The organism is Bradyrhizobium sp. ISRA436, from assembly GCF_029910015.1.
Lineage (GTDB): Bacteria > Pseudomonadota > Alphaproteobacteria > Rhizobiales > Xanthobacteraceae > Bradyrhizobium.
Genome location: NZ_CP094519.1, coordinates 5,710,412 through 5,723,346, shown reverse-complemented (window position 1 = coordinate 5,723,346; position 12,935 = coordinate 5,710,412). Strand labels below are relative to the sequence as shown.

9 protein-coding genes and 2 pseudogenes are annotated in these 12,935 nt (G+C 57.9%); 7 read left to right on the top strand and 4 right to left on the bottom strand.

Annotated elements, in window-relative coordinates; genetic code table 11:
• Nucleotides 1–468 precede the first annotated feature (468 nt).
• From MTX23_RS26735 to MTX23_RS26710, 6 genes and pseudogenes are all read left to right on the top strand, one after another.
• Nucleotides 469–1,308, top strand: a complete 840-nt coding sequence (locus tag MTX23_RS26735; RefSeq protein ID WP_280973188.1) for an NAD(P)-dependent oxidoreductase — start codon at nt 469–471, stop codon at nt 1,306–1,308.
• A complete protein-coding gene (locus tag MTX23_RS26730; protein WP_280973187.1) occupies nt 1,308–2,306 on the top strand; it encodes a glycosyltransferase family 2 protein in 999 nt (332 codons plus the stop codon). The genes MTX23_RS26735 and MTX23_RS26730 overlap by 1 nt, the downstream gene beginning before the upstream one ends.
• A gap of 239 nt (nt 2,307–2,545) precedes the next feature.
• On the top strand, nt 2,546–2,860 hold the full coding sequence (locus tag MTX23_RS26725; protein WP_280973186.1) for a hypothetical protein: 315 nt from the start codon (nt 2,546–2,548) through the stop codon (nt 2,858–2,860).
• Nucleotides 2,861–3,379: 519 nt separating this feature from the next.
• A complete protein-coding gene (locus MTX23_RS26720) occupies nt 3,380–3,571 on the top strand; it encodes a hypothetical protein (RefSeq protein WP_280990702.1) in 192 nt (63 codons plus the stop codon).
• Between the two features lie 197 nt (nt 3,572–3,768).
• Nucleotides 3,769–5,026 (top strand): annotated as a pseudogene (locus tag MTX23_RS26715) (IS256 family transposase).
• A gap of 488 nt (nt 5,027–5,514) precedes the next feature.
• A pseudogene (locus tag MTX23_RS26710) lies at nt 5,515–6,827 on the top strand (IS5 family transposase).
• 91 nt (nt 6,828–6,918) lie between these two features.
• Here the strand turns inward: MTX23_RS26710 and MTX23_RS26705 are convergent.
• From MTX23_RS26705 to MTX23_RS26695, 3 genes are all read right to left on the bottom strand, one after another.
• Nucleotides 6,919–7,335 carry a GtrA family protein gene (locus MTX23_RS26705; protein WP_280973185.1) on the bottom strand — a complete coding sequence of 139 codons (417 nt, stop codon included), beginning with the start codon at nt 7,333–7,335 and terminating at the stop codon, nt 6,919–6,921.
• Nucleotides 7,336–8,053: 718 nt separating this feature from the next.
• Nucleotides 8,054–9,397: a UDP-glucose/GDP-mannose dehydrogenase family protein gene (locus tag MTX23_RS26700; RefSeq protein ID WP_280973184.1), complete on the bottom strand. Its 1,344-nt coding sequence runs from the start codon at nt 9,395–9,397 to the stop codon at nt 8,054–8,056.
• Nucleotides 9,397–10,482 carry an NAD-dependent epimerase/dehydratase family protein gene (locus tag MTX23_RS26695; protein ID WP_280973183.1) on the bottom strand — a complete coding sequence of 362 codons (1,086 nt, stop codon included), beginning with the start codon at nt 10,480–10,482 and terminating at the stop codon, nt 9,397–9,399. Before MTX23_RS26695 ends, MTX23_RS26700 begins: the two co-directional genes overlap by 1 nt.
• Nucleotides 10,483–10,882: 400 nt before the next feature.
• Here MTX23_RS26695 and MTX23_RS26690 point away from each other — a divergent pair, with 400 nt between their 5' ends.
• Nucleotides 10,883–11,008, top strand: coding sequence for a hypothetical protein (locus MTX23_RS26690; protein ID WP_280973181.1), 126 nt, complete (start codon nt 10,883–10,885; stop codon nt 11,006–11,008).
• A gap of 589 nt (nt 11,009–11,597) precedes the next feature.
• Here MTX23_RS26690 and MTX23_RS26685 read toward each other — a convergent pair.
• Nucleotides 11,598–12,455, bottom strand: coding sequence for an aminotransferase class I/II-fold pyridoxal phosphate-dependent enzyme (locus MTX23_RS26685; RefSeq protein ID WP_280990735.1), 858 nt, complete (start codon nt 12,453–12,455; stop codon nt 11,598–11,600).
• Nucleotides 12,456–12,935: the final 480 nt, after the last annotated feature.

Genomic DNA, 12,935 nt, shown 5'->3' with positions numbered 1-12,935 from the left:
ATGCCGAATGGGGCGCTTCTTTTCTGCTAACCGCGTTGCGGCTTCAGCCGACCTATCTTGTGTTGCTAGCGTCGACTGTCGGCACCTAGGTCGCTCGAGGGGATGACCTCGAATTGTTCAAACTGTTCTCGCGCTCGAAAGTTACATGCTTCTTGCCGGGTTGATTTCCAATAATGCGACGTTGTTCGCACGATGCGTAGAACATCGGGCCCACGGATGACCGGAGTTACTCGGTGAGACACGTTCCCGAATCGATATGTGAACATTGGGAACGCCGGCCGGAGCTGACATGCGTCCCTGCATCGAAGCTGCCCGCTCTCGATAGCACAAATGCCAGGAAATTGCTTGGATGGCGACCAGCCTGTGAAACCGAAAGGGTGGTTGCCGAGACCGCGAGGCCCTATCGCGATTTCTATGCGGTCCCGTCGTCGGTCTCGAAGATCGCTGTAGATCAGATAGGTACCTGGCATGCAGAACTCTGATGCATTCATTCTCGGAGCGCGAGGCCGCCTGGGCAGCGCCCTGGCTGGCTCGCCCCATCTGCGCCGGTCTTTTACACTGGACCGGTCAGATTATTCATCCTGGACGCGAGAGGGGGCAGTCGACGACGTCGCAAGCTATTTTGAGAAGCTGGCAGCTCGAACACAAGATGCATGGGTCCTCGTCGCGACCGGGATTACCGACCCCGCACGTTCCCATTTCGAGCATGACCGGATCAACTATGTTCTAGCTCGAAACGTTATCGAGGGCGCAAGGCGATGTGGATTGAAAGTCGCAACGTTCGGCTCGATCATGGAACGCTTCGTGGGCGGACCAGCCGACAATCCCTATGTTGCCAGCAAGGCTCGACTGGGAAATTTTGTCGAGGAGTTCTCCACCAGAGAGGCGGGGGTCATCCACATCCGGATGCATACGCTATACGGGGGAGGTCCACCTAGCGATCACATGTTTCTCGGGCAGATCCGCGACGCGATTGTGCGCAAAGTGCCATTTGAGATGTCCGAGGGAAGGCAATTGCGCGAGTATCATCACGTCGCCGACGAGGTAGGCGCAATCGCCAAATTGCTGCACTCGGATCTCAACGGCGCATTTGACCTCAACCATGGGCAGCCGATCCGCCTCTGCGATCTTGCCGCCCATATCTTTGCAGCCTTCGGCTGCCTTGACAAGTTGCAGGTGGGAGCTCGGCCGATGGCTCGCCCTGAGAATTTAGATACTGTGTTTTTGCGGTCGCCGCTCGTTCGAGACATCGAATTCAGGGATGCGTACCCGGCAATCGTTGAACATCTAAGGGCTTATGTCGACTGATGACCCAGGAAACTCCGTCCAAGACTCGCAGTGATCGACTATCGTTCCTCCCGCTGATCTCGATTGCCATCCCTGTCCTCAATGAGGCCGACAATCTCGATGCACTCTACGAGCGACTTTGCCGTCTGGACGAAACCATGGCGGGGCGCTGCACGCTTGAATTCGTGTTCAGCGATAACCATTCAAGTGATCTGACTTGGACGAAACTCTCGCAGCTAGCGAGCAAGGATTCCCGCGTAAGGGCCATTCGCTTCAGCAAGAACATCGGGTTTCAGCGATCGATTCTCGCCAACTATATGCATGCACGCGGAGACGCTGTGATGCAGATCGATGCCGACCTCCAGGATCCGCCCGAGCTTCTTGCCGACTTCTTTGACTTGTGGCGATCGGGCTACCGGGTTGTATACGGCATTCGCAGAGTACGAGCTGAAGGTGCTGCTATAAATCTCTTTCGGCGGCTTGGCTACTGGATAATCGACAAATTGAGCAAGCATCCCATTCCCAGAGACGTAGGCGACTTCCGATTGATCGATCGCGTGGTCATCGACGCACTGACGAGAATGAACGTGCCCGAGCCTTACCTCCGCGGGATGATAGCTGGATTCGGCTTCGAACAGATCGGCGTTCCGTACACGCGGGATCCTCGAACGCTCGGACAAAGTAAATTCAACCTCGTGCGAATTACCAACTTGGGGCTTACCGCCATTATTAATCACTCGGTCGTTCCGTTGCGCCTTGCTGCCTTTGTGGGAGCTGCTGCACTCGTAGTCAGTGTCATCGGTGGGCTGTATTTCGTAATCGGGAAGATCGTTCAGCCGGACTATCCGCGCGGATTAGCGAGTGTTTACGTGCTGCTCTTTTTCGGGATAGGCCTGCACGCGTTTCTGCTCGGCATCGTTGGGGAGTATCTGCTCCGAACTTATCTGATCTTACGTGGAGAACCTCTCGCCATTGTCGAGGACGTCCTTAATTTCCGGATGGACGAAATCAAGCTTTGACCTCCGCGCATAGCTCTGCTTCTTTGTCCGGATGAGGAGTTTCGTAACGATTTCGTTCGGTGGGACCAGCGATGCAATGTTGGTTCACTGTTTCCTTACTCTATTGGCAGTTTATGCTCGTTGGCTCAGAATGAAGGTCGTCATTTTAGTCGACGGTAAGGTAACGCGCTCGGCCGAAGCTGCTTGGTTGTTCCAAAACCCTCGATCGAAAACGAAACATCGTGCGAGTTCACCGGCGCATGGTAAGCAGCTACACCACCGCAGACCTTGACGATTTAATCATCCACTTTGGTTACAAGAGCGATCCAATCTTACTTCGTCAGCAAGTTCTCCAGATCACGGTTCATCTTGGCGAGTACCGTATCGACTTCCACGGCAATCCGACTGATTGTTGGACGGTTAGACTGCTCGATACCGATCTCGACGGTGACCGGATGAGCCGCTTTGCTCCATGCATTGGCAATCAGACGCTCTCTAGTCTGCGGAGATGGCAAGACGATGTCGATAAGGCCATGGCACGACTTTCCGTGCACGTCGGACTCGTACCACCGTGACAGCGGGTCCCGTCGCCCAAGGGTGGGTCTTCATTGGTTGAGCCGGAGGCCATCACGTGCGTTGACGGTGTAATACCTGGAACGAGAGCCACTCGAGACGCAATAGAGAACTTGCTTGTCGCCTATCGGCGTCTGGCATTCTGTAGGCCGATAACGCTCTGCGCGATGAACGGGAGCTGGCAACGATGTGGAAGTCGCGCCGAGCCCGTGGGACCCCGTAGACCATGGACAGATAGATTCTGAAGCCCGGCGCAGGGCAAGTTGCGGAGAATTTCGACGGCTTGGCGTGAAGCGCGAACACATCCTGTGTATGGCGCGACGATCTCGCGGATCTCAAAAGCCTGAATTGGATCTGGTTGTGGATTCGATGCGTATCATCCCGCTTGAGGCCAAGTTTCACGAATCAATGGCGTGGATGTGTCGGCTCAAAGAGTTAAATTGGCGATGACGCTTATCCGGTGCGCTACTCGACCTTCGAGGGCAGGTAGCTGCCTTATGGCGATGTCAGCGTGATGCACCATGTCCCTCCGTTCCAATGGGAGAAATTCCTGCAATCCGCTGACACAACACATCGTCAAAACATGCGACATCGACGAGGATGCCGGCTTGTTGCGGCCTGCAAGGTTGCGCCGCGTGTTCGCTGCTGCCAGCTTCACTGATGTCGTCACCGCGGACCATCATTTCAGTTCCGCCCGCTGGGCAGATTCCTGACGGGAATGGCTTCGTTTTGGGTAAACTGCCCTTCGCCGCCCAATACCATCTGAGCGCTACAAGAAACACAGACATGCTACAAGAAACACAGACATAAAGGGGATGTCCCGGGTTCTGTTGAACTTCTGAGGAGGCCGGCGTTGCCCGCCTTGAGCCGGTAGGCTTGGGGTGCTGATTCCACAAAGGAGAGCAACGCCATGACGAGAGATATCACACCGGCTGGTTGGCCGGCCACCGGAGCTGTGGACGAAGCGTTTGCGGAAGTGCGGGCGAGCTTCGATCGGTTCTGCCTTGCGGCAGGGATCGAGGCGCTCGGCACGATGATGGAGGCGGATGTCACGGCGGCCTGCGGGCCGCGCCACGGTCGCGACGCGGCGCGGCGGGCGCACCGTTGGGGCCGAACACGGGGTCGGCTTCCACGGCGTCAAGATCGAGGTCGAGCACCCGCGCGTCCGAGGCGTGGACGGCCGCGAGGTCACGATCCCGAGCTGGGAAACGGCGGCGGAGGAGGATTGGCTCGGTCGTTGGGCGATGAACCTGATGCTAATCAATGTGTCGACGCGCTGGTTCGGTCGCGCTGTCCGGCTGCCCGAGGGTGGCGTGCCGGCACCGCCCGGATCGGAGGTTTCGAAGTCGGCGGCCTCGCGGAGGTTCGTAGCGCTGTCGGCAGCGCGGCTGGCCGACTTCATGGCTGCCGATCTGTCCGCGCTCGACCTTCTGGTGGTCCAAATCGATGGGCTGCATCTCGGCGACGATCTTGTGCTGGTCGCCGGGATTGGGGTTGACGGCGAAGGCAACAAGCATCCGCCGGCGCTGGTGGAAGGGGCGAACGAGAATGCCGCAACGGTTCAGGCCCTGCTGGACAACCTGGTCTCGCGCGGGCTCGTCCCGACGGTGCCAAGACTGTTCATCGCCGACGGCGCGAAAGCGTTGTCGAAGGCGATCCGCCGCACCTTCGGTTCGGCCGCTGCGATCCAGCGCTGCCAGATCCACAAGGCGCGCAACATCGTGGAACGCCTGCCGAAAGGGCATCATGCGGCCACTCGTCGGGCCTGGGAGCTCGATGACGCCGACAAGGCTGAAAAATTGATCCGCAATCTCGCGTGTCGACTCGACCAGCAATGGCCCGGCGTAGCGGCCAGCATCCTCGAAGGCATCGACGAAATCCTGACTGTCGTCCGGTCGAAGCTGCCGAAGGAGCTTCATCGATCGCTCGCCTGTACCAACATCGCCGAGAACATGATGGGCACCATTCGCCGCGTCACGCGCAACGTCAAACGCTGGCGGGATGCCGGCATGACCTTGCGATGGGTCGCGGCCGGCATGATCGAGGCCAACAAGGGCTTCCGACGATTGAAGGCGCATAAGAAATTGTCGGTTCTGCGTGCGGCCCTTCAAGCTCACCACGATCGCATGACGATCGAGCCCGCTGCCCACGTGACGAGGGCCGCATAACATTCATTCCGGCAACGTCGGCCCGACGTAGTTCAACAATGATCGGGACATCCCCGACGCAAATGGGCGTTCATAAAAATCTTGGTGCCAATTTTGCGAAGGAAATTCACCATTGTGTCGGGGCTAGGCACTAACGCACGATTTGGAGGTAGTTGTCCCCTCGTGGCTGCATATGTGCGCTAAAATCTCGCGTTCTCAGCGAGATAGTGAGGCAATGGATACCTCGGTGCTCGACCAGCACTTTGCACGGTGATAGCCTGACGGAGAGTTGCATCAGTGACAGCGGGGTACGCAGGCGCCGGCCGCAATGGCGAACCGCATCGTAGACATGTGGTCCGTGAAGAATGCGGATCGACCTGAGAAACAAGCAGAATTGATCTTGATGTAGTATTCGATTTTGCAGGAAAGCGGGGTATTGGACCTCGCTTTACTGCGTTTTAGGATTTTGCTTTTGGGCGATTCGTGATTCCCTGACGGCGTCGTCGACATTGGGGAATGCGACGAGCAAGCCGCGGGATGATCGCCAGAAAGACCTGTTGCTTCCGGCGCTCGATCAGATCATCGACATGGGTCATCTGCTGGTGCGGTTGGCAGCGCTGATCGACTGGAACATCCTGAATAAGCGCTTCAGTTCGGTGTGCCAAGCAGGGTCGGGACAGCCGGGCTTGCCGACGCGGCTCGTCGCCGGCCTGTTCATTTTGAAGCACATGCACAACCTATCAGATGAGGTGCTGTGCACTCGCTGGATCGAGAACCCCTGTTACCAATACTTCTGCGGCGAATTGAGCTTCTGCCACCGTCTGCCGTTCGATCGATCGTCGATGACATGCTAGCGGCAGCGGCTCGGCGAGGAACAGCTTGTCGCGTTGATCCAGGAAAGTCTTTCAGTGGGTCCCAAGGACCTGGAACGGGTGGTCGTCGATATCACAGTGCAGCCCAAGGCGGTTGCACATCCGACCGACGCGAGGCTGCTGCATCGAGCAATCATCAATCTGGTCGGGGTCGCCAAGCGCAACCGTGTGCCGCTGCGCCAGAGCTATCTGCGCTTGGCCAAACGCGCCGCCATCATGACCGGCCGCTATACCTACGCCCACCAGTTCAAACGCGCCCGGCGGCAGCTCAAGTTCCAGCGGACACGGCTTGGCCGGATAATCCGCGACATCCGCCGCAAGATTGATGGCGATACGGTGCTGGAAGCTCGCTTCGGCCCGTTGCTCGGTTTGCGCAGCAGGTGCGCAGCCAGGATCAGCATCAGCGCGGTCCGAAGGTCTATGCGTTACATGCTCCGGAGGTTGAGTGCATCGGCAAGGGTAAAGCACGCGCGCCCTACGAGTTCGGCTGCAAGGTCAGCATCGCCACCCCCGTGACGTCTCCGGAGGGCGGCCAGTGCGTGCTCCATGCCAAGGCCCTGCATGGCAATCCCATCGATGGGCACACGCTCGGTCCCGTAATCGCCGACATAGAAAAGCTCATCGTCGTGGAGGCTCGCCGTATCCACGTCGACAAAGGATATCGCGGTCACAACCACCCGCATCGGTTCAGGGGTCAGGTCCGCCGCGTCACAGCTTCCATCCGTCGCGAGATGAAGCGTCGCGCGGCAGTCGAGCCTGTCATCGGCCACGTCAAGGCCGAGCACCGCATGGACCGAAATGATCTGAAGGGACGCCTCGGCGACCGCATCAACGCTGTTCTCGCCGCTGCCGGCTATAACTTCGGCCTGCTGCTGCGATGGCTCGCAGAGCTCTTGCGCGTTATCATCCGAGCCTTCTTCGAGACCGTCCCGGCTCGATACATCGCTTGAGCCGGGCGCCGCGCCATTTCTTCACGAACGACTAGACATCTCTGGTGGCCACCGGTTTTCATTGAAACACTGTGTCACGATCAAAGCTTCTTCATCGGCGCCTGCCAAATACAAGATAGCGATTGATCGCGTAAGAGAGCAGGACGAGAAGGGGAAGGGCAAGGAGTTGAGCGGCTGGCGGCGATATTGCGAGAGCAGTCAATTCGTTCAGTAGCAGGATATTGACGAGCCAGACGGCTGTATAGCCAGCCATAAAGGGCAGGAGTGCGGAAAGCTTTCGATTGCGAAACACCAGCCTCCCGGTTGAATGAAAATTGAACACAACGCCGCATGCCGCCGCGAGCGTTATATCAAGTTGATGAGATCCGAGCAGAAGGTAAAGAAGCGCAAACAGAAGATAGCCGAAGGCCGTGTTGCCGATACCGACCAGCACAAACTTGACGAAATTGACCAGTGTGCGCTCGCCTTCGTAGCCAGCGACGCCATCTGCCCGAGGCTCACTTGCCATGGCCGACTCTCGCGCGGCCCGCAGCCGCCTCAATGATAGTTGATACGAGTTGGAGGGAGAGGTACCAGAGGCCATACGGAGCGAACCAGCCTCTTGGAAATTTAGAGCAAACACCACCTTGTATCCCGAGGGGGCTGTCGGCCCTCCGGGCTAACTGGATTTGAACGTCGAGGCGCATGGCAGCAAACTCGGGGAGTTTATCTTATTGACGGGACTCTCCCGATACAGATCGCCACAATGGGCGCGTTCGCCAGCCGCTGGTAGTCGATGACGTGTCAACTCAAGTGCCCTAGTCCAGAGAGGAAACAAAGACTGCGCGCACCAAATCGAACGGACGAGTTCCACGAGCAGAAAAGACACTCGAGAGGTATCGAGATGTACGATGCATCCAGGCATCGTCGTATAACTTGAGCACATAATGCGCTTCAGTATTCGGCGCCCAGTACGTTGTGCGGCCCGACGCGTCGGCCGTCGCTACACAATCTAAAGTCGATGCCACGTAGGAGCTATGCGGCTGAACAGATGGTTCGCTGCCGCTTCTAGATTCGCCAGCGTTACTTAATTGAGTTCCGCAGCCCCAAGCTCAGGTTAGATATCGCGCGAGGCACCAAACTCGTCGGCGAAGACGCGGGCAAAATGCCGCGATTGCCGCCGCGACGCTCGACGCTGACGAGGAAAGCTCTCGGTAGAGGGTAGGTTCGAAGATCATGGCGTGATCTCAGCTCAGGCGGCGCCCAATGGAGAGGTAGTCCGCCGAGGGTACAGCGGCTGGGTCGATCAGTCGACGAGCGTCAAACACCGTCTTGCCGGCGACACGCAATGAGGCGAGCTCGCAGTATTCCTGCGCTCGATTCACGATGATGACGATCTCAGCCCACTCGACCTCGCGCCGCCAATCAGATGAGAATTGAATGCGGTCTGCAGCGATACCGATGGCGAGCTTGAAGTTCTCCGTTGCGAGCGGGTCGTAACATCTGACATCCGCTTCGGCTCCCAGAAGATCGCGAACGATCTTAATAGAAGCGGATTCGCGGACGTCGTCGGTGTTCGGTTTGAAGGAGAGGCCGAGAACGAGGGTTCGTCGGCCAGACAAAACTCCGAGCTTCTGCTCGAGCGCAGAGACGACCTGGCCCGGCTGAGCGACGTTCACGTCGAGCACGGCATTCAGCATGTTCATCGGGAGGCCCAGGCTCTCGCCCTGGGCGCGCAGCGCCTGTACGTCCTTGGAAAAGCACGACCCGCCGAACCCGCAGCCCGGGATGAGATAGGTCAGGATCTCTGGCGCGAGGCGGCCCAAGCGAGTGATCGGCGACCAGCGTTTGTCGAGATGAACGCCGTGCATGACGTCGAGCACGTCGATGCCTCCCACCGCAGCGCAGAGATTTGCGATCTCGTTCACCATGGAGATCTGGGTTGTGAGAATTGCGTTGTTGGCGTATTTGATCATTTCGGCCGTGCGGGTGTTCACCCGTACTTTGTCGCAATTCCACGGAGCATAGAGTTCCTCAAGCCGCGCCAGCGTCCTCTCGTCCTCGTGACCGAGCACGATGCGATCGGGCCCCATGAAATCCTCGATCGCCTCTCCTTCGCGAAGGAATTCCGGGTTCATACCCAAGCCGAATGCCCCGAATTTCTTCCCGGACGAATGCTCAAGCTCTTCCCGCACTAGTGTATCCGTTGTGCCCGGAATGACGGTGCTCTTTACGATGAGTGACAGGTGATGAGGAGTGGTCGCGAGACAAGAGCCAATCTGGCGAACGCACTGCCGGACGGCACCGAGGTCGATCGCGCCGTTCTCGGACGGCGTGCCGACGGCGACCAAGGCGATTTCCGCCGTCTCGATCGCCGCGTGAAGGTCGGTGGTGGCCCTAAAGCGGGCCGACGCTAGGACTGACTTAAGAAGTTCAGCGAGGCCACGCTCATAGATATGCGGGACGGCGACGTTAAGCCGCGCGACGACGTCCTTCCGCAGATCGACGCACGTCACGTCGTGTCCCCTAGCCGCGAGGCACACGCCCGAGACGAGGCCCACATAACCGGAGCCGACAACCGTGATGCGCATCACGCCGCAAACTCGTCGCGTAGAAAAGACAGGTAGCGGCGCACGCCCTCATTTACGAGGACCTTAGGAGCGTACCCGAGAATGTCCCTCGCCTTCTTGATCACGGGGCAGCGCCGGTTTGGATTGTCGACAAGATACTCTGCGTCGGAACTCCTCTCGAAGACGACCGTGCTGCGGAGCCCGAAAAGATCGAGCGCAGCCTGCTGATATATCTCGGCAAGTCCGTGGACGGAGATCTCCGGCCTGTCGATCCCGATGTTGAAGTAATCGTACTTCCCATGCAGGAGGCAGAGGAGATAGCCTCTGATGGCATCGGATATATAGCAAAAAGTGCGCGTAGGGCTGCCGTCGGAAAGAATGACGATGTCGCGCTGATCGATCACGCATCGCGCGAAATCGGCCGGTAGTCGACAATCGTCGATGCGCATGCCGGGCCCATAATTATTGAAGGGACGGGCGACAGTGATGGGCATGCCATACGCCTTGGAGAAGACGTAGCACATCATCTCGCCAAAACGCTTCGATTCGTCATAACAGGCCCGAGGGCCAAAGCACGCGACATTGCCCCTATATTCTTCGTCAGTCGGGATTGCCGTTTCCGTTGGATCGCCATAGATTTCGCTGCTCGAAAAGAACAACAGACCTTTGAGCCGATTCGAATCTCGATAGAATTCGAGTAGCCGCCGCAGTCCCCAAATGTTGGCATCGATAGTCTCGACCGGATACCGCCGATAGAACGTCGGCGAAGCGATCGAAGCTAAATGGATTACGTGGTCCGCTGCGTGAGCGCCGTCGACTGATCGAAGGTCATCCGAGGCGATGTTGAACGTGCGTGTCTCGAGCACATTCGGAAACTCCGCAGTCAGATCAGTGAGCCAGTGCGGCCGATGGAGCAGAAAGGTGTCGAGTGCGATGACTCGCTTCAAGTCGAGCTCAAATGCTTTTCGCGTGAAATACTGGAGGAAGTAGTATCCAAGGAAGCCTGCGCAGCCTGTGACCAGGATGGTTGCTTCTGCGAAGCGTGCTCGCGGCAAGCCCGCATGGATATGCTCGATATCTTCTTTAACGATGCGACTGATTGTCACGAAGCACTCCGAACCAGAGGTTGGGCGGCCCACAAGACGGCGTGATGCCATGTGGGCAAACCGCCGGCGCGGGCAAGACCCCTGAGGGCTCTTTCTCCACGACGAGGTCGGCTCGGTTGTAGTGGTGGTTCATGAGCGTGGAACCCAATCTCGATGAGATTCTTGATGGCAGCTCTCCATTGAGCCAGCGGACAGCTCTAGCGCGATCTATAGTTGTCTCGATAGTTTTTGGTTCGCCGTTGCCTATAGATAGTGGCGCCTTAGTCTTGAACCGAGGACCTATCTCGATGGCGAAAATGCATCAAATGGAGAAGAAGTTCTCCTACCAATTCTGGAAGGAAGGACAGATCACTCTCGCTTTGCATATTCGTCAAATAGTTGATCTTGAAAATCATGAGACATGGGCAGCAACGTTGCGCCCTCCGCCGACCTCGACAAGCCGGCGCGTCGCATCGCCTTCTACGAGCACTGGAGCCAGCGTTGCGCGACACTGCATCGGCTGTTTGTCCGACTTCGTGCCGGTTGACGCGCGCCTGATGCATACGTCGAGGACAGCGAGGCCTGCGCAGGGCCATGCGGGAGGCCGTCGGTTTCGCCTGACTGTGGAGGAGGTCGCGCGGGCGGTCATCCCCGCATTGGTCGGTGGGCGCTTCGCTCAGCGGACTTTAACGTAATGAATTCGGCCCGATGGCCTCGTTGTTCAAGCCTCGAGCATCGTGAACCAGGAACCGTTGCGGTTCTAGCGATTGACGTTGTCGTAAATCGTGCAAGGCTATCTCAAGGTCGCAAATCACTCGTCGTGGCGTTCCAATTCATCTGGAACCGCTCGATGCCGATTTACGCCGATGTCTTTAAACGGAGTGCGGATCCTGCCACCTTTTTGGCGATCGTCCGCGAGCTCGATGACCTTCCGCCTGGAGGCCGCAGGAAAGCGGGAGTTTCTGCCCAGCATGTTCCGCAAGGCTGAGCCGACGTCTACCCGAAGGAGGAGCGACGATACTCGCGCAACTGTGTTGGTATTCCGATGAGAGCTGCGGGACGACTGAGTGAGTCGATAATTGCGACCTGCCGACGGAGAGAACCGGGTTCAGGCTGACCCATTCAGTTCCACGTGTTCAAAGTGACGGCCAGACGCTGCAGCGCCTTGCGGAGCAGCTCGGGGTCGACACGTAGGAAAGACGGACCCCGGCTGGGTCGCCAAAGGCTGTGCCCGAAACTGTCGCGACACCAGCGTCCATCAACAACGCATTACCGACGTCATCAGCGTTGAATTCGGGGCCAAGGCCCCTGGCGCGCCGCTGCAAGCTGCTGAGATCGAGATAGAGGTGAAATCCGCCTTGAGCGGCAGGTTGGGGGATCGACCTCAACGTTGATAGGATCGACAGCCCGAGCGTTCGCGCGTCGCCAACATGGCGCTGTAGTTTTTGTTGGAAGGCGGCATCGCCGGATTCCAAGTGATGGAGCAGCGCATGCTGCGCAATGGCGTTCGTATTGTAGGTTGTATGACTTTGTAGTGCCTTGACCGCGCTGATAACAGCCTCGGGGCCGGCGAGATAGCCAATCCGCCAGCCGGTCAGGGCCAGTGATTTGGAAAACGAATTGACGATCAAAGTACGAGCGCGTACCCGAGGAACAACCGAGACGATCGGATGATGGGTATGAGGGGCATGGGCGAAAGCCCCGTAGCAATCATCGAAGACGATCCAGAGATCCCGGTCGATGGCAAGCTGGGCAATGTCAGCAAGAGTATCGCGGTTGTAGATCATGCCAGTCGGATTGTTCGGCGTGTTGACGACGATCGCTTTAGTCTTTGATGTAGCGGCCGCGGCCAGATCTGCAAGCTTGGGCTGAAAGTTGTTGTCGCGGGTCTCGACGAAGATCGGCGTGCCGCCGGCCAGGAGGGGCTGCACCGGGAAAGCCGTCCAATGTGGGGCGGGGATGAGCACTTCGTCCCCGGGATTTAGAAGAACCATGGCCACGTTGAAAAGGGCCGGTTTGGCCGCCCGTCACGGCGATTTCGTCCGCCGACCAATCTTGATCGGTCTCGGCGGATACCTTCCGAGCCAATGCACGGCGCAGCTCAGTCGGCTCGGCTGTCTCGGTGTTGCGGTTGATATTGCGATTAATCGCAATGATCGTACCCTCGCGCACCATCGGCGCGATGTCACTCCGGATCTCTTCAGCGGTCAAGTCGATGATTTGCTCGGCGCTCGCTCCAGCTGCCTTGGTCACAGTCCAGGCCGAGGGGTTTCTGTCGATTTGAACAAGGCTATCCGTTGCGCCAACATATGCGATCTCCGCCAAATGCACCACGTCATGGTTACGACTGCGACGCCAAACTTTTTTATCACTCAAAAGGAAGAGTCCACGCGCTCAAGTGAACGGTGCATCGTAGTCGTTCTCTTTTTTTGGGTGATTGGATGGCACTTGAGACGTTAATTGCACCCGAGTGA